The organism is Modicisalibacter luteus DSM 23508 (assembly GCF_000378505.1).
In the GTDB taxonomy this organism is placed as follows: domain Bacteria; phylum Pseudomonadota; class Gammaproteobacteria; order Pseudomonadales; family Halomonadaceae; genus Modicisalibacter; species Modicisalibacter luteus.
Window position 1 is genome coordinate 357,101 of record NZ_KB899990.1, and the last position, 17,955, is coordinate 375,055.

General features: G+C 63.3%; 14 protein-coding genes. 10 read left to right on the forward strand and 4 right to left on the reverse strand.

Features of this window, described 5'->3' with window-relative positions; all coding sequences use genetic code 11:
- Positions 1–230 precede the first annotated feature (230 nt).
- Both F568_RS0104325 and F568_RS24200 read left to right on the forward strand, forming a co-directional pair.
- Complete coding sequence (locus F568_RS0104325) at positions 231–1,946, forward strand: DEAD/DEAH box helicase (protein WP_019017480.1); 1,716 nt, start codon at positions 231–233, stop codon at positions 1,944–1,946.
- A gap of 165 nt (positions 1,947–2,111) precedes the next feature.
- Entirely contained in the window at positions 2,112–2,225 is a 114-nt protein-coding gene (locus F568_RS24200; protein ID WP_019017481.1) for a 30S ribosomal protein THX, read from the forward strand.
- An 86-nt stretch (positions 2,226–2,311) separates the two neighbouring features.
- Here F568_RS24200 and F568_RS0104335 read toward each other — a convergent pair whose 3' ends face one another.
- The 4 genes from F568_RS0104335 to phhA form a co-directional block, all read right to left on the reverse strand.
- A complete protein-coding gene (locus tag F568_RS0104335) occupies positions 2,312–3,577 on the reverse strand; it encodes a D-amino acid dehydrogenase (RefSeq protein WP_019017482.1) in 1,266 nt (421 codons plus the stop codon).
- 86 nt (positions 3,578–3,663) lie between these two features.
- The gene (locus F568_RS0104340) at positions 3,664–4,854 is read right to left on the reverse strand and encodes an amino acid aminotransferase (protein ID WP_019017483.1); all 1,191 of its coding nucleotides are present in this window, start codon (positions 4,852–4,854) and stop codon (positions 3,664–3,666) included.
- Between the two features lies 1 nt (position 4,855).
- Positions 4,856–5,194: a 4a-hydroxytetrahydrobiopterin dehydratase gene (locus F568_RS0104345; protein ID WP_019017484.1), complete on the reverse strand. Its 339-nt coding sequence runs from the start codon at positions 5,192–5,194 to the stop codon at positions 4,856–4,858.
- Between the two features lie 37 nt (positions 5,195–5,231).
- Positions 5,232–6,044 carry a phenylalanine 4-monooxygenase gene (gene phhA, locus F568_RS0104350; RefSeq protein ID WP_019017485.1) on the reverse strand — a complete coding sequence of 271 codons (813 nt, stop codon included), beginning with the start codon at positions 6,042–6,044 and terminating at the stop codon, positions 5,232–5,234.
- Between the two features lie 263 nt (positions 6,045–6,307).
- Between phhA and F568_RS0104355 the strand changes: the two genes are divergently transcribed.
- The 8 genes from F568_RS0104355 (at position 6,308) to F568_RS0104390 (ending at position 17,944) form a co-directional block, all read left to right on the forward strand.
- Positions 6,308–7,867 carry a sigma-54-dependent transcriptional regulator gene (locus F568_RS0104355; RefSeq protein WP_019017486.1) on the forward strand — a complete coding sequence of 520 codons (1,560 nt, stop codon included), beginning with the start codon at positions 6,308–6,310 and terminating at the stop codon, positions 7,865–7,867.
- Between the two features lie 69 nt (positions 7,868–7,936).
- The gene (locus tag F568_RS0104360; RefSeq protein ID WP_019017487.1) at positions 7,937–8,518 is read left to right on the forward strand and encodes an endonuclease dU; all 582 of its coding nucleotides are present in this window, start codon (positions 7,937–7,939) and stop codon (positions 8,516–8,518) included.
- 104 nt (positions 8,519–8,622) lie between these two features.
- A complete protein-coding gene (locus F568_RS0104365) occupies positions 8,623–10,080 on the forward strand; it encodes a hypothetical protein (protein WP_019017488.1) in 1,458 nt (485 codons plus the stop codon).
- Positions 10,077–11,042 (forward strand): hypothetical protein, encoded by a 966-nt coding sequence (locus tag F568_RS0104370; RefSeq protein WP_019017489.1) that lies wholly within the window; start codon positions 10,077–10,079, stop codon positions 11,040–11,042. Before F568_RS0104365 ends, F568_RS0104370 begins: the two co-directional genes overlap by 4 nt.
- A complete protein-coding gene (locus tag F568_RS0104375) occupies positions 11,039–15,949 on the forward strand; it encodes a coiled-coil domain-containing protein (RefSeq protein WP_019017490.1) in 4,911 nt (1,636 codons plus the stop codon). The genes F568_RS0104370 and F568_RS0104375 overlap by 4 nt, the downstream gene beginning before the upstream one ends.
- Positions 15,946–17,046 carry a Wadjet anti-phage system protein JetD domain-containing protein gene (locus F568_RS0104380; RefSeq protein ID WP_019017491.1) on the forward strand — a complete coding sequence of 367 codons (1,101 nt, stop codon included), beginning with the start codon at positions 15,946–15,948 and terminating at the stop codon, positions 17,044–17,046. The genes F568_RS0104375 and F568_RS0104380 overlap by 4 nt, the downstream gene beginning before the upstream one ends.
- A complete protein-coding gene (locus tag F568_RS0104385; protein ID WP_019017492.1) occupies positions 17,046–17,441 on the forward strand; it encodes a group II truncated hemoglobin in 396 nt (131 codons plus the stop codon). Before F568_RS0104380 ends, F568_RS0104385 begins: the two co-directional genes overlap by 1 nt.
- A 47-nt stretch (positions 17,442–17,488) precedes the next feature.
- Positions 17,489–17,944, forward strand: coding sequence for a MarR family transcriptional regulator (locus F568_RS0104390; protein WP_019017493.1), 456 nt, complete (start codon positions 17,489–17,491; stop codon positions 17,942–17,944).
- Positions 17,945–17,955 lie beyond the last annotated feature (11 nt).

Consider the following 17,955-nt stretch of genomic DNA (forward strand, 5'->3'; position numbering starts at 1 on the left):
GCCCGGTGCATATGATGGAACGCCACTAGAGCCTGATTGGCCGGCGTAAAGGTCGCCACACTGTTCGTCCTTCACTGCATCCCGCGGTGGCGGTCATGAAACGAACAGGACGCAGGTGCGACCCGGTGCCATGTCTCGTTGCTCCGTTCATGCGAACGGCAATTGGAAGCGACAAGGCGCCACGACATTCATCAACCGGTAACGTAATACCGGTGATTCAAGGTGTGATAATGACCTCGACTTCTATTGCCTCGCCGAGCTTCGGCGATCTGGCACTGTTGCCTGCTGTAATCTCCGCGCTGGATACCCTCGGCTATCAAACGCCTTCGCCGATCCAGGCGCAAACCATTCCAGCCCTGCTGGAAGGTCGTGACATGCTGGGCCAGGCCCAGACCGGTACCGGCAAAACGGCCGCTTTTGCGCTGCCGTTGCTGACCAAACTCGAATTGAACCGTCGCGAGCCCCAGGTACTGGTGCTGGCGCCGACCCGCGAACTGGCACAGCAGGTAGCCGTGTCGTTCAGCAAATACGGCCAGAACCTGCAGGGGCTGGAAGTGGCCAGCCTGTGCGGTGGCCAGGAATACCGCGAGCAACTCGGCGCTCTGCGTCGTGGTGCCCAGGTTATCGTCGGTACCCCGGGCCGTGTGATCGACCACCTCGATCGCGGCAGCCTCAAGCTCGACGGACTGTCGGCGCTGGTACTCGATGAAGCCGACGAAATGCTGCGCATGGGCTTCATCGATGACGTCAAGCGCGTCGTCTCCGATACGCCGACTGATGCCCAGCGCGTATTCTTCTCCGCCACGCTACCGGCCGAGATCGAGCGCATCGTCAACCGTTACCTGGTTGATCCGGTCAAGGTTGCCATCGAGTCCAAGGCCGATACCGCGGCGAGTATCGATCAGCGCCTGGTGCGCGTCGATGGTGCTGCCAAGCTGGAAGCGCTGTCGCGTATCCTCGAGGTCGAGCCGGTCGATGCGGCCATCGTCTTCGTTCGCACACGTGCTGCCTGTACCACGCTTGTCGAGCAGCTGACCGCTCGTGGCATCAATGCCGCTGCGCTGTCCGGTGATCTGGATCAGAGCTTGCGTGAGCGTACCGTGGCGCGCCTCAAGAAAGGCAAGATCGACGTACTGATTGCCACCGACGTGGCCGCTCGCGGCCTCGATGTGCCGCGTATCACTCACGTCATCAACTATGATTTGCCGCAGGACTCCGAGGCTTACACGCACCGTATCGGACGTACTGGCCGTGCTGGCCGCTTCGGTGTGGCGATTACCTTTGCCGGCTTCCGCGAGACCCGTAAGGTTCGTTGGCTGGAGCAGGCGACCGGTCAAACCATGGCTGACACTGAACTGCCCGACGAAGCGGCAATTCGTGCCAATCGTGACGAGCGTTTCCGTGAGCGTGTGATCGGAGCGCTGACTGCTGGTGCCGAGGAGCAACGTGCACTGGTCGAGCGCCTGGTCGAGGAAGGCCACGATCCGATCGAGCTGGCCTGTGCCTTTGCCGCCATGGCACGTGCCGATGAGGCACCGATTGGCCGCCTGCCCAAGCCGGGAGCTCGCAACGACCGTGAGCGTACCTCGGCGCCGCGTGACGGCAAACCGCCACGTCGTCGTGACAGCGGTCCGTCGGAAGGCATGACGCGTTACCGTGTGTCCGTGGGCCATAAGGACGGTGTCAAGCCGGGTCAACTGGTCGGCGCCCTGGCCAATGAGGGCGGTATCGAAGGGTCACGAATCGGCCGTATCGATATTCGTAACGCCTTCTCGGTTGTTGAATTGCCCAGCAGCCTGCCGACCAGTATCCTGGCCAAGATGGCTCGGGCGCGGGTCGCCGGCCGGCCGCTGGAGATTGCCGAGGATCATGGTGCGCCCGAGCGTGCCCCGCGTCGTCGCAATAACGACGGCGACGCACCGATCCGCCGCACTTCGCGTGCCTGATCGCTGCATTGAGTGATTGACCGCCAAGGCCGGAGCACATGCTCCGGCCTTTTTCGTTGTTGCCTTGACCGCAGCGGCTATTACCTCCAACACTGGGAGTGGCCGGTACATCCCGGTCGCCTGATCTTCGTTTTCAGTTTATCCCAACTGCAAGGAGGCTTTTGCATGGCCAAAGGCGATCATCGTAGCAAGCGTGGGAAGATCACTCGTGGTAGCCACGGGCGCCGCCGCCCAAATACCCAGCGCCAGAAGGACCGGCTCAAGCAGCGCGGCTACTAGCCGCGCAGCAGTCGGCGAGAATACAAAAACCCACCGCAGGCTGCGGTGGGTTTTTTCTGTGTCTTTTATAGCGATTCAGTGCTGATTCAATTCCGGCGTGAGTCCAGGCGGAAGGGCGCCAGTGCGGTGTCGTCACCTTCGAAAGCGTGGCGGATGGCTTGGGCCGAGCCCATCGACAACGTCCAGCCCAGCGCCCCGTGGCCGGCATTCAGCCATAACCCTTCGATGGCTGTGGGCCCCAGGCGTGGCTTCCCATCGGGAGTGGCCGGGCGCAGGCCGGTCCAGGCATCGCTGGCGTGGATGCGTTCGGCCATGGCCGGAAGGAAATCGGCGGCCTGACGTTTGAGCAACGCGACGCGCGATGCGCGGGGGCGAGGCTGCCAACCGTCGAGGTCGGCCATGCCGGCGATACGCAGGCGGCGGCCTAGTCGAGCGAACACGATCTTGCGCAAAGCGTCGGTGACACTGGCATCGAAGACGGGGTCGTCCTCGGTCAAGTCTACCGTCAGGCTATAGCCCTTAAGAGGATAAAGGGGCAGGTGGAGGCCTGCAGAGGCCAGCAGGGCACGACTGGAAAGACCGGCCGCGACGAGCAGAACCTCGTCGCGTCGGCGCGTTTCCCGTTCGCCGTCGTTGAAGTGCCACGCCACCAGTCGGCCCGCATGGGCTTCCAGTCGTTCGATACGGCGCTGTTCGAAGGGTACGTCGCGCTCCTTCAGGTACTCGGCGATGCCTCGACAGCAAGCAGCGCAGTCGCCGACCTCCTCGCCCGGTGTCCATACAGCGCCGGCCAGAGCGCTGCCATGCCGGGCCAGCGCCGGTTCTCGAACGTAAAGCGCATCGCGACCGAGGATTTCCTGCTCGACGCCTTGGGAGCGCTGGAAAGCTACGTGATGCCTTGCGGCATCGAGCGCCTTTGCGTCGCGATACACGATCAGCTTGCCATTGGCACGCCAATCAATATCGAGCGCCAGGCGTTGTCGCCAATCCGCGAGCAGAGGACGACCCTGCTCGGCGAGCGTCAGCAGGGTGCGTGTCGTGGCGAGGGCATGCTTCCGACGGCAGGCGCGCAGAAATGCCAGGCCCCAGGCGGGCAGCGCAGGGTCGAGGGAGGGAACCCAGCGCAGAGGGCTATCCGAATGCAGCAGCCAGCCAAGGAGTTTGGTCGGTACGTCGGGTTCGGCCAGCGGGGCAACGAACGCCCACGAAAGCTGGCCGCCATTGGCGGCACTGGTCCCGCTACCGGGCAGGGCGGGGTCGACGACACGAACTTCGTAACCGGCATCATGCAGGGCCAAGGCCGTGGTCAGCCCGACGATACCGGCACCGACGACAGTGATGCGTTGAGTCATGGTACGTTCCATGCAAACCATGCAAAACGCCCGGGAGAATCCCGGGCGTTAGTCTTCTTGCTTAACGACGCTAGGCCTTACTTGGCTTACTTGACGACGGCGGCAATGGCTTTGGCCACATAGGGCAGGTTCTCGCTCGCCAGGCCCGCTACGTTGGCGCGGCCGGAGCGCACCATGTAAATGGCGTACTCGTCGCGTAGGCGATCAACCTGCTCCGGTGTCAGGCCGGTGTAGGAGAACATGCCGCGTTGCTCGGCGATATGCGCAAACTGCTGGTCCAGGCCGTAGGGTTTGAGTGCATCGACGAAGTCGCGGCGCAAGCCATTGATGCGATCGCGCATCTCGGTGAGTTCCTCCCGCCAGTTGGCGGCCAATTCGGCTGAGTCGAGAATCTCGACGACGATGGCGCTGCCGTGGGCCGGCGGGTTGGAATAGTTCTCACGGGCGACGATGGCGAACTGCGAGCGCACGTTTTCCATTTGCTCGGCATTCTTGGCAACTGCGATCAGGCATCCGGTGCGCTCGCGATAGAGGCCGAAATTCTTCGAGCAGGAGCTGGTAATCAGCACCTCATCGAGATTCTCGGCCATCAGGCGTACGCCGTAGGCGTCCTCTTCCAGACCGTCGCCGAAGCCCTGATAGGCGAAATCGACCAGGGGAAGCAGGCCACGCTCGCGAACCACTTCCAGGACCTGCTGCCATTGCTCCTTGGACAAGTCGAAGCCGGAGGGGTTGTGACAGCAGGCGTGCAACAGGACGACGTCACCCTGCGGAATCTGCTTGAGGGTAGCGAGCATGCCATCGAAGTCGAGGCGGTTTTCGGCATCGACGTAGGGGTACTTATGCATTTCTACGCCGGCGGCATGGAAGATGCCCAGGTGGTTGGGCCAGGTCGGGTCGGATAGCCAGATGCCCTTGCCGGGCAGGTGGGTCTTGATGAAATCCGCGGCCAGGCGCAGGGCGCCGGTGCCACCCGGTGACTGGGTCGCGCTGGCACGCTTGGCGGCCAGCACCGGTGAATCGGCCCCCAGTACCATGGACAGGATGGCCTGACCGTAGCGTGGATCGCCATGCGAGCCAATGTAGCTCTTGGTGGTCTCGTTCTTCAGCAGCAGCGACTCGGCCTCCTTGACGGCGCGCATCACCGGCGTGTTGCCGTGAGCATCACGGTAGACACCGACGCCGAGGTCGACCTTCTGTGGATTGGAATCCTTGTTGAAGGCCTCGATCAACCCGAGGATGGCATCCCCGGGCACACGCTCTATCTGCTCGAACATTTTACTGTGCTACCTCGTCGGTTCTGGCGGCCAGAATGAAATCGTTCTTATGCAGGCCCTTCATCTCATGGGACCACCAGGTCACGGTGACCTTGCCCCATTCGGTGAGCAGCGCCGGGTGGTGGCCGGCTTCCTCGGCGATGTCACCTACGCGATTCGTGAAGGCGAGAGCCTGCTTGAAGTTGCGGAACTTGAAGACACGTTCCAGTTGCATGATGCCATCGCGCTCGACGATCTGCCAATCGGGGATATCGGCGCGGTAGGTTTCGATCTCTTCCGGAGTTACGTGGGGGGCATCCCAGCGACAGGCTTCGCAGGCCTGTTCGGAAAGTTGGCTCATTTCAATGTCTCCTGTCAGTGTTCAGTGTAGTCGTTGTTCAGGCGTTGGCTGCCTGTTTGGGCTCGAAGGTCGGGGCGAACAGGCCGAGTCGCATGGCCTCGTGAACCAGGGCCATGATGTCGCGATTGGCCAGGTCATGCAGTGTGCGCAGGTGGTCAATCACATAGTAGAGCGGTTGCAGGATGTCGATGCGGTAAGGGGTACGCAGCGCGTCCACCGGGTCGAAGGGATGATGAGCCGGAACATCCGAGAGCGAATGCAGGGTTTCCTTGGGCGAGGAGATGATACCGCCGCCGTAGATGCGCCGTCCCGCCGGGGTGTCGACCAGGCCGAACTCGACGGTCATCCAGTAAAGCCTAGCCAGATAGACACGCTCCTCCTTGCTGGCGGCGAGGCCCAGCTTGCCATAGGTTTCCGTGAACTCGGCAAACGACGGGTTGGTCAGCATCGGGCAATGGCCGAAGATCTCGTGAAATATGTCCGGCTCCTGCAGATAGTCGAGCTCCTCCGGCGTACGTATGAACGTGGCCACCGGAAAGCGTTTGCTGGCCAGCAGCTCGAAGAAGGTATTGAAGGGAATCAGGGCCGGTACCTGGGCGGTCTGCCAGCCGGTGGACTCCAGCAGCGCACGGTCGATGTCCATGAGTTGCGGGATGCGATCCTCGGGCAGGGCCAGGCGCTCGAGGCCGTCGAGATACTCCTGGCATACCCGGCCCTCGATCATGCCCAGCTGTCGCTGCATCAGCGTCTGCCACGTGCTGTGCTCGGTGTCGCTGTAATGAATGAAGCCGTAGGCGTCCGGCTGGCGGGCCTGGTACTTGCTCGGTTTCTTGGCGGGCTTGTCGTTCATGTCGGGCTCCCCATCGCGTTGTCGTTGTGCGGGATCTGTTTCCAGCATAGGGAGAGGGGTGGCGAAGCGAAGCGTATAAAAGGGCCAAGACAAGCGAGCGGATGCCAGCCATCGTAAAGCTTTCCTGACAGTGGTAGTCATTGCGAGACCTGGAAAGCGTGGCTATCGATCTTTGGCGAATTGAGGCGTGCCAGGATGGCAAGATACTGTGACAGTCGAGTCACGGCGACGTGACGCATTTTACTGCCACCGACGAGTAATCCATGCGCCTCAAGTTTCATTGCCAGAACCGTATCGGCATCCTGCGCGATATCGTCGCTCATTTTGCCGATTATGGCCTTAATGTCTCGCGGGGTGAGGTCGGCGGCGATCAGGGCAACACCATCTATCTGCTCGTGCCCAACTTGCTCAATGCCCAGCTGTCGACGCTAAGGCCGCGGCTCGAGGCGGTCCCCGGGGTGTTCAGCGTCAAGCGAGTGAACCTGATGCCCAGCGAGCGGCGTCACCTGGAGCTCGACGTATTGCTGTCGTCGCTATCCGACCCCGTCATGTCCATCGACATGGATGGTCGTATCGTTGCCGCCAATCGCGCGGCAGGACAGATGCTTGGGGTGCGCGTCGACGAGGTGCCGGGCTTGTCGCTGGATCGTTATATCCACGACATTGACTTGCCCGACCTGGTCAGGCGCAACAATGCCCGTGTCAACGGCCTGCGGCTAATGGCAAAGGACGCTATCTATCTCGCCGATATTGCCCCGTTACACACCGAGAAGGACGATGTCGCCTCGCTGGCCGGTGCGGTGGTCACCCTGCACCGCGCCGATCGCGTTGGCGAGCGAATCTACCATGTCCAGCGTCAGGAGCTACGTGGCTTCGAGGCGATCTTCCAAGCTAGCCCAAGGCTGGCGGCAGCAGTTCATGAGGCTCGGCGCATGGCGCCACTGGACGCACCGCTATTGATCGAGGGTGAGACCGGGACCGGCAAGGAATTGCTGGCCCGGGCCTGTCACTTGGCCAGCCCGCGTGGCCAGGCACCTTTCATGGCGCTCAACTGTGCCGGGTTGCCCGAATCGATGGCCGAGACAGAATTGTTCGGTTACGCCCCGGGCGCTTTCGAGGGGGCTCGGCCCGAGGGCAAGCTGGGCCTGCTGGAACTGACGGCAGGCGGCACGATCTTTCTCGATGAGGTGGGGGAAATGAGTCCTCGGTTGCAGGTCAAGCTACTGCGCTTCTTGCAGGATGGAGGGTTCCGTCGCGTGGGCAGCGACGAGGAAACCTACCTCGATGTGCGCGTGATCTGTGCCACCCAGCAGGACCTGCCGCGCCTTTGCGCCGAGGGCCGATTCCGTCAGGACCTCTATCATCGCCTCAACGTGCTGTCAGTGCACATTCCGCCGTTGCGTGAGTGCCTCGATGGTATCGTGGAACTTGCTACGCACTTCGTCGATCGGGCGGCTCGCCAGATCGGTTGCCGCCTGCCTGGACTGTCGCCGGCGGTCGTTGCCCGGCTGGTTAGTTACCATTGGCCGGGCAACGTACGCCAACTGGAAAATGTCCTGTTCCAGGCGGTCTCGTTGTGTGAGGGGGATGAACTGCTGCCGCAGCATCTGCGTCTGCCCGATGTCGGGCAGGCGACGGGGCTTGCCGGCGTCGACCTGGACGGTTCCTTGAATGACATCCTTGGTGAGGTGGAACGGCGCGTACTGACCAAGCTATATCCCGAGTTTCCTTCCAGCCGCCTGTTGGCACGCCGTCTCGGGGTCTCGCATACCACCATTGCCAACAAGCTCAAGAAGCACGGGCTGGGTAACGAGGCGGAATAACCCTCAGGCTTACCCTGAGAGGACGATAAACACTCTGACTGCTGCGTTTGCGCGGTGCGGATCAATGCCATGGATGCCAACGCTCGACATCGTACCTTTTCACATATCGTCGGTTTCGATGACTTTCCCTTTGCGCGTGAACACCGCGGCGAGGTTCCCATTGTCGGAACGATCTATTCGGGGCTGCGCATGGAGGGCGTCGTTTCGGGCAAGGTGTATCGCGATGGGGTAAACGCCACCCGGGTACTTATCGAGTTGGTTCGCGACAGCAAATTTGGCGGACACCTGCAACTCGTCATGCTCCAAGGAGTCGCCCTGGCCGGTTTCAATGTGATCGATGTGGGCCGGCTGCATGCCGCACTGGGCGTGCCGGTGCTGGTGGTGGCTCGCCATGCGCCGCGCCCGGCCGCGATGCGACGCGCCCTGCTCGAACGGATTCCCGGTGGCGTTGCCAAGTGGGCCCGTATCGAGCGCCTCGGGCCGATGGAGCCGTTGGCGGGCGTGCACGTACAGCGCATGGGGCTCAGCCGGCGCGAAGCCGAAGCGGTGGTGAACAGCACGGCCGTCAACGGCACGATACCCGAGCCGCTGCGCACGGCTCACCTGATTGCCGGCGGATTAGGCGCAGGGCAGAGCCGAGGAAGGACGTGATTGCCTGTCCATCGTCATTGAGCGTTGACCGATATCGCTCATGACCCTCGCCGAGTCCCTTGGCATAATGGCGGCTTTTGCCCTTCTCCTTCTAGGGATGACGCATGACCGCCTGGAGCAAGCTTCTCGTCGCCACCACGCGGCTGATTGACCTGCACGATAGTGCCCATGAGCCGGGTTCCGCCTTCGTGCAGGTCAGCCAGGAGCAACGTCGCGGCCTGCGCGACGGCTACTGGCTGGATCTCGGCTGTCTGCTGCTCGATTTCCTGCTTGACGTTGATTTCGCCACCAACAGCGCCTTTGTCTCGCAGACGCGCTGCCTGGCGCACCTGCGCGAGCAATATCCCGAGCTGCCCGCCGACGACCTGAGTTTCGTCATCAATCTGCTGGCCACGCCCAGCGAGATTCACTTTCGCAGCGCGCCGACCGCCCCTGCATCTGGCGAGGTGCGAGGCATGGCCAGTACCAAGCGTACCGCGTTGATCGAAAAGCAGGGCCAGACCGGCCAGGTGAGGCTGACACCCAGCGGGCGACAGGCAGTGACCCTGGCCAGCCAGGTCGAGGACCTACTTTATTCCGAATACGACGCTGCGAAGGTCCTGGCCGCGCTGGCCCGCGGCGACTTCGCGCGTATCCCCGATATCACCAACCAGATCCTGATGGCGATTCGCGCGCTGACCCAGGAGCTTCGCCGGGTGCGCGAGAACCCGACCCGCGAAGGCAAGCTGGCTGCGTTCCTCGACAACGAGCGCCACTACCACAATGCCTTGTCGACGATTCAGAACACGCTACTAAGCGCCCGTTCGCAACTGGCCACGCCGGACACCATGCAGCGCTTCGAGGCATGGCGCGAGGCCCAGCAGGAAGAGTGGGAACTGCGCATGCTCTCCGGGGCGATAGGGCGCGTACTCAACGCCATCGAGAACCTGTCGCGCCGGCTTTCCGAATTGCTTTCTGACATCGCCGAGGGGCGTATTCAGTCGATGGGTGTGGTCGATTTTTCGGATCTGGCGAGGCGGGTACTTCACGCGCCGTTGCCGACGGCGCTGCGCGATACACTGGTAGCGCGCATGATGCCGTTCGGGCTCAAGGTTGCCATGCCCCGTGTCACGACGCTGATGCCGCTGCTCGAGACGCGGCGTGCCGAGAAAAGCGAGGCTGCCCTGGTCTTCGATGAACACAGCGATGCCCGGCCGGAAGATCCGTTGCTGGCGCGCTATCTCGAGGCACGCGGCCCGGCGCTGCGCCAGCGCCTGGACCAGGCACCGCTGTCGCTTCCCGAGGCGCTGGAAGAAGGATGGCACCAGTTCGATGCGCAGGACTGCCTGGCCCAGCTGCTCAATACCTTTGTCGACACTCAGCTTCTGGATAGCCGCTTGTCGGTGGGAATCGAGGCCCGGTCCTTCGCGATTACCTTGCCGGACGGTCGACGTATCGAGGGGCCGGTCACGCCGTCGCTTGGATTTTTCCAGACAGTCGACACCGCCAACGATGCGTCATCCCCACGCACCGAATCAACAACGGCGACGCCTCGCGTTGTCGAGCAGGACGAAACCCTATGAACATGACCGAGATGGGCGAGGTCGTCGCCTACCTGTTGCGCTACCGCACCGCCGAGCGTCAGCCCGGCAACGGACGCAAGCGCCGTGCGGCACGTGAGGGCCAGCTGGCCGAGCGTGATGTCTGTGCACTGATCGACGATGCGCTGGAGTCCGAGCGCGAGGCGCTGCGCGACTTCCTGGCCGGCCAGGGGTTGCGCCTGCGGGTGTTTGAGTCCGGCGACTATCCCGGTATCGCCCCCGGCTCGAGGCTCTACGCGTTGTTGCCCGATCCGGAGCTGGAGCAGCCGCCGCTCTATACCCGCGAGCCGGTATTCGATGCGCTGCGCTTGCGTCAGGAGAGCCGTGCCGAACTCGCCCAGTGGTATCTGCAGTTATGGCTGCTCATGCAGACGCTGCTCTATACCCGTCTCAACCGCGCTCTGTCGGACGTCAGCCGCTATCAAGAGGCAACCTTTGCCACGTCCGAGCTGGTCGAGCTTATGCGCGAGCAACTCGAGACCCTGCGTGCCCAGGGGGAGAGCGCTCCGGAGTCAAGTCGTACGCTGCTCGAGGAGCGCGGCGAGGATATCGCCCGGCGGGCCAGGGCGTTCATCGACCTTCAGGTGCGTGCCGGTCAGCTCGAAACCGTTCGCGACGTTCGTGACGATGGCGAGAACGACATCTGGCAGCAGACTCTGCTAGGGGCACTCGAAGCCGAGCAGGTCGGCGTACATCATCTGTCACACTTGATCGATCTGCTCGCAGGCGAGCAACGGACCGATGCGCAGGCCGAGGATAACAGGGAGAGCCCGCTCACTGCCGAGGAAATGCGTCAGGACGAGTCCGCCATTGAGCTCGAGACGGACGACACTCAGACCGACTTGCTCGGCATGGCCGAGAAGGGAGAAGGCGTCGAGGTTCCGCACACCGAATCCCAGGAAACGGCGATCAAGGACCGAGCATCGGAGGAGGAGCGCACATGAGCGTCATCAACCGCATTGAGGTCGCCAACCTGCTCAACAAGCACGGCGATATTGCCTCGCCGTGGGACGCCAAGATGCGTCACCTGTTGCTTGACCTGCGCGGCCAATCCAGCGCGATCAGCATGGAGAATGGCTTTGGAAAGACCACTCTCGCCGAGGCGCTGATCGGTCTGTTGTCACGCGATCGCACCCTGCTCGCACGTACCCGTCGCAAGTGCTCCCCCTCCACCGTGGCGGGCCATGGGCGCAGTTGGTCGCATCTGCGTGTCGAGTTCCGCGCCGGGGAGAGTGGCGGTCAGAGCGACATGCTCGCTGCCGCTGGTGAGGAAGTGGCCGGCGAGACGTTCGTATTCGGCATGTATGGCTATAGTGATGGCAGCGGGCTGTCTTTCTATCACTATGCCGGGCGACTCGAAGACGTGCCGGTATACCATGTCACCCGCGACGCCAAGCTGGCGCTGTATGCCAATACCGACGTGCAGGCGGCCATGCGACACCATGGCGTGACGCGTAGTGCCAACCGCGAGGAGTGGCTGGATGCCGTCGGCGCTCACATCTCGCGGCGCGAATTGGCCCAGCTTGCGGCCTTTCAGAAGGAAGGCGGCGCCGACAAGAGTCAGATCTTCAACGCCATCAAACCGCGTGCCGGAGAGAAGGCCGACCAGGCGTTCTTCTTCGAGGTGCTGGCGCCACAGATTCTCTCCGGCGCGACCCGCGGCGAGACCGATGAGGGCGAGGACCTGATAGAGGACGTCATCCTCAATTCCGGGACCAAGGTCACTGAGTTGCGCTATCGGCTGAGCGAGGCCGAGAACGACCAGCGGCGTGCCGAGGACAAGGTGGCGCAACTGGCCGATCTCAATGTTCAGGGCGAGGCGCTGCTCGATGCGCGTCGCCAGCTTTCCGAGCTTGACGAGGGACTGGCGGCCAGCGAGCGACTGCTGGGCGGCCAGGCCCTGCTGGCTCTGCCTGGGCTACCGCGGCGCCCGGTTGAGGAGGTCGAGTCCGATCCCGAGCTGGTTGCCGGCTTTGCCTGGGCGGCCGGCGACACCGAGCGGCCCAGAGTCTCCACGTGGCTGCTCGCCCGGTTGACCGGCCAGGCCGAGCGCGCCGTGCGCCAGGCGCTGTCCGAGCGCGGCACGCGCGTCGACGCGCATCGTCGCCTCGTCCACCTGCCCGAGGCGGCATGGCCGAAAGGGCGCGATGTTCACCACGTCACCTTCGCCGCGGCCCGCGACTGGCTCGAGGATAGCCAAGCCTTTGCCGACGACTCGGCACGTTATCGTGCCCTGACTCGCCTGGACGATGCTGCGGAAATGTTCGAGAGCCTCGATGGCAACCGCTTCCGTGAAGAAGTCATCGCTGACCGTGAATACGTCAAGGAGCTCAAGGCCGACATCGACCGGCTCGATGCCCAATGGGAGCGGCTCGATGTCGAGCGTGAGCAGCTCGAGTCACGCCAACGCGAGTTTACTGACAACCAAAGCTTCTATACCCAGGCATTGGGACAGGGGCTGTTCAGCGAAGAAGAGTTGGAATCACCCGAGGCCACCCGAGAGATGGCCATGGCGCGGGCCAACGAGACACGGCGGGCATTGAACGAGCATCTTGGCCGTATCGGCGAGCTTCGCCAGCCCGCTCAGTGGTATGTCGAGTTCAAGGCCAGTCATCCGCAGACCTCGCCGAGCGAGCTGTTGGCACTCAAGACCGAGCAGCAGGAAACCTTGAGCGAAGAACTCGAGCGAGTCGGTGCCGAGCTCGCCGAGGCCGAGGCCCGGCAAGCCGCATCCCGTGATGAACGCCATCGCCTGGAAGGCGAGCGCCAGCGCCTGGAAGGTGAGCAGGGTCCGCTGCGTAAAGGGCGCGAAGCTTGGCAGAAATTCACCGAGGGCTGGCCGGATGCGGAGGTGCGTGAATTCTGGTCGCGGCGCAAGACCGAACTCTCCGAACGGCAGCAGGCCCTGCGTGAGCAGCGCCAGCGTCAGGACGATGCCAGAGCGCTGCGGGCCCGGCTGACGCCGCTGGCCGAGGCGGCGCGCCGCTATGCAGATATCCATGGTGATGACGAGCCGGTCCATTTACGTGACCGTCTCTATCGCGACTCCCGTGAGCTGGATGACGAGGCCCATCGCTTGGCCGGTGAGGAAGAGCGCCTGCGAGATCTGCATCAGGCCTGGCTACGCTTCGGTGAACTCAGCGAGCTATCGCCGGCCCAGTGGCTCAAGGATGCCAAGTCCCGCTATCCACGGCTGCTGCGGGAAGCGGAAGGCCTGGACGAACAGATCCGGGCCCGCGAGCGCTATCTGGAGAGCCTGGCCGGTGATCCACTGGCCCGCCAGGTCGCCGAAAGCGAGGCGCATCGTCTGCTCGACGAGGCTGGCATCGCCTTCGTGCCGCTGCACGAAGCGTTGACGACGTTCGAGGCTGACGAAGCCTCGCGGCGCGACTGGCTGGCGCAGGCCGCCGGTCAGCTTTTCGCACCGGTGATCAAAGGCGAGTCGGCCGCCAGTGACGCGGCTGACTTGTTGATTGAGCGGGGCCTGGGCGTGCCGGTTCTGGAAGCCGGCCGGCTCGATGCCTGCCTGGGGCAGGGTCAACCGCCGCTGGGTGCGGTGCAAGGCAAGGAGACGCTGGCGGTCAAGGCCGCTCTCGATCCTCAGTTTCTGGCAGCACTGCGCGAAGAGACCCAGCAACGTCTGATCATCGACCGAGAGCGCCGCGCCGCTCTCAGCGAGGAGATCGAGCGCCTAGACCCGCATGGCGAACGCTTCGCCCTGGCACGACAGGCGTGGGCAGCCGACGATGAGAAAGTCGATGAGTCCCTCGATACGCTGATGGACGAACAGGCCCGCCTTGCCGAGCGTCGCGAGCAGTTGGCGCCACGCCTGACCGACGCCGCCTTGGCGGCAATCGATGATTATCAGCGTTATCTGCTCGAGGGCGGCGATCGAGCGCTGGAGACGGCTGCCGAAGATCTGCTGGATGCCGAAACCCGGCTGGCCGAGCTTGCACCGCAGGTACAAGAAGCCGAACGTGCGCTGGAAATTCATGGGGCGACCTGGCTGGCCGCGGAGAAGTTTGCCGATGCTGGCGGGGTCGAGCGCTTGGCGGCGCTGGAGTCGCGCCTGGAGGAATTGCGCGAGCAGGCGGAAATCGTCGCCGAGCGCGAAACCGAGGCTGCCGAACAGGTGGCATTGCATCATCAACGTCGCGACGACGTGACGGTCCGGCTTCGCGATCTGTTCGCCGACGGTGAACGCGACCGGTTGCGCCGGCTGGCCGACTTCGAGGAGGAAGGTGGCGAGGCCTTCATGGCTTCCGCCGAGACGGTGCGGGTTGAACTTGAGCAAACCCTGACAACGGCCAGTAGGCGCGCCGACTTCGATTTTGCGCGCATCCGTGCCTATCTCGACGTGCGCGACGAGAAGGGGGGGAGCCAGAAACTCGAACGCGAGATTGCCCGGATCAAGCGCGAACTTGGCGAGACCCGTGAGTCTCGTAAGCGCAAGGCTCATGAGCAGCAGGCCGTAGAAGCGCGCCTCGATGCCAACCAGCAGGCGATGACGCTGACGGACCAGTTGGGCATCGCCTGGCTGGCGGTGGTGCGTGAGCTGCCGACAGACTGGCCGCGCCGGGTGGCGGCCCTCGACGACCCGGCCGGGGCCAGTCGCTGGCCCGTCGATCATCCGCAGGCGGACATGCTGGACGGCGCCCTTATCGACTGGCGCCGTTGGGCAGACTGCGACGTGGGTGATAGCGACGTTGATAACAGCGACGAGAGTATCGACCTCGCTGCGCTGGAAGGTTGCCAGCAGACCCTGGTCGATGCGCTGGGCAGCCTCAACCTCGGCGAGCGTGCGCGCAATCGCGAGCGTCAGGCGCGTGACGTCGAGCAGCGGGTCCAGGCGCTGGACGTTGCCTTGATCGAGGCGCGGGACAGCCGGCTATTCAATGAGACCGAGCGGGCCCGGCTGGCCACGCTGGAAGGCGTCAATCCGGCAGCGCTCCAGGATCTGCAGGCGCTGTATGCCCAGCTCAACGGGCAGCTCGACGATCACCGTGAACGGGTCGCCCGGCTGCATGCCTCACGTGAGCACATCGAGGGCACGCTGGTCGAACGTCTTGGCTCGATCATTACCGATGCGGCCGGCAACCTGGATATCCTGCGGCGCGTGGCACGCCGCAGCGGCGAGGGCGGTGCCTACTTCGAGGTCAAGGCGTCACTGATCGGTGACGAGGCCGTACGCGAACTGATTCAGCAGCTACTCGCCGATATTGACGAGCACCAGGCGGCCATGCGGCGTCGCCAGCAGCAGGAAGGTGGCGTGGCGGCCAACGACCAGCGCCGACGCGATGAAGAACTCGGACGACAGATCCGCCGTCGCATTTATCGTGGCCTGTTCCGTGACGTATCGATCCGCATCAAGCACGAGGCCATCCGCCCCCATGGTCGCCTATTCTCTCTCAATGAGGATATGTCCGAGGGCCAACGCGAGGCAGTCTCACTGATGTGGCTGGTCAAGCTGTCGGAATTCGCCATTGAGCGCGAGCTGCGCGAACTGCCGGGTCATCACAAGCGCCGTGCGCGGGCCGGTCGCGAGAGCGTGATCCTGCTTGATGGGCTGTTCTCGAAGCTCTCGCATCGTCGGCTGATCCAGGACTCGCTGGAGTCGCTGCGCAATACCCGTGGCCGCTTCCAGATGATCGGCCTGATTCACAACCCTAACTACGAGAACGACGCGACGATCTTCCCCACCTACCTGGTCGGCAGCGTGATCGGCGGTGCCCAGGGGCAGGGCGGTCATGTCATCGTGCGTGACGGTCGTGTCGTCGATCCGCAGAGCCAGGCCCGTAGCGTAGGCGAGGCCAGTCTGTTCGGAATCCACGTCATGGAGCCGACGTCATGAGTCATCTGAGCGAGCGCGCTGACACGGTGCGGGTTCATCTGGAAGGGGAGTGGTTCAAACACTATTTACGCAACAAGAGCAAACACTGGCGAAGCACTTCTCTGGTCAAGAATCTCAAGCGCGAGCGGCTATGCGAAACGGAGTTTGAAGCCTGGCAAGTCCTGGCGGAGTTGGCGGCGGCGGGGGTTGTCGAGGCACCGGTCACTTCCCTCAAACATCACGTGTCCCTAACGCTGGGCCTTTCCGAGGCTGTCTGTCATCGGCTGGAATCCGAGGCGACACCGGTCGATCCCTCGCTGAAGCTCGACGCCAGCCAGGCTGTCGTGTGGCGCCACGCACTGGCTGAAGGACTTGAGGACTGGTCGCTTGCCGATCAGTATCAGCTTGCCGAGGGACTGAGGGCGCTGGCGGCGGATATACCCGGCGCCTATGCATGGAGCGCTTTCGAGGCCAGTGCGCGCTACCTATTGGGTAGCAGCAAGCTGCTCATGGCGCTGCCCCGCGAACTGGTGCGCAGCTTCGGCATCGATACGACGGCCTTTCGCGGCCCGCTGGCCTGGGTATTGGCGTCGGTGCCCGACGAGCCGCAAGGCGTGCTGTTGATCGAGAACCCGCAGAGTTTCGAACAGGCCTGTCGAGTGGGGCTCGACGAGCACTTGGCGCTGGTCTGCAGTTTCGGCTACGGCTTGTCGCTGACTGAGGTGTTGAAGGCGCCCGGGCAGGTCCGGTTGATTGGTGGGCGTGCCTCGTCACATACATTGTCCGAGTTGCTTGAACTGCCTGCGATCATGTTCTGGGGCGACCTTGATCCCGAGGGCCTGCGCATCTTTCTACGCCTGCGCCAGTCCGTGCCGAGAATTCGCCTGTCGGCGCTTTACGCACCCATGATGGAACGCCTGGAAACCGAAGGAGGTCATCCGCTGCACATACTGACCGGCAAGGCCGGCCAGCGCCAGGCCAGTCGCTGGTCGCGGGGCCTCGATCAGGAGGCTCTCGATGATGCCGCATTGGGCGAATGGGGTGGCGAGGCGCTTGACGAGTCGCGGGCCGAACGTTGGCTGGCTCTGCTGAGCGAGGCGGATGAGGAAGGGCACTGATGGCAGCAATCTATGGTGTTGGGGATAGCACCTTGCGGGCCCTGGGTGGCGAAGCCGCTGTCCGTAAACTGGTCGATCGTTTCTACGACGCCATGCGACGTCTTCCCGAGGCACAAAGGATCCTGGCGTTGCACCCCGCCGATCTGGAGCTGTCGCGGGACAAGCTGACGACCTTCTTGATTGGCTGGATGGGTGGGCCGAGCCGCTACCGAGAGCGCTTCGGGCCCATCGCCATTCCTGCCGCGCATCGCCATTTGCCTATCGGGGCCGAGGAGCGCGACGCCTGGCTGTTGTGCATGCGCACCGCTCTCGACGAGATGGGCGTCGACGCAGAGCTCAAGATCTACCTGCTGACCCAGTTGAGGCATCCCGCCGAGATGTGTCGAACCCGCTAATACCTTTTATTTTGTTAGCAAGCTAAGTTTGTGGCAGAATACTTCGCATGCTAAATAAACAGCCATGTGAAGATTCCGAGTTGGGCTTGCGTCTGGGCCACGCTCACCGCCTGTGGCGTATGGTGGTCGACCATACCGTGGCGCCGCTGGGGCTGACACAGCCACGCTGGACGCTGCTGGTTACCCTGCGTCACCTAGGTGAAGGCGCTACCCAGAAACAGCTCGCCGAGGCGCTGGGCATCGAATTGCCGTCGCTAACACGTACGCTGGCGCAACTGGAGCAGCAGAGGCTAATCCTGCGGCGCGTTCCCTCCGATGACCGGCGGGTCCGCGAAATCGTGTTCACGCCTGCAGGATGGCAAGCGCTCGAGGCCCTTGATGCCCGGGCCAGCGAGGCCAGGGCATTGCTGCTCGATGGAATTACCGACGAGGAGCGCGAGGTCTTGCACCGCGCCTTGCATCGGATCGAGTGCAACGCCAGCGACTGGCTATCTTTCCGCTAACCGTAGAGAGC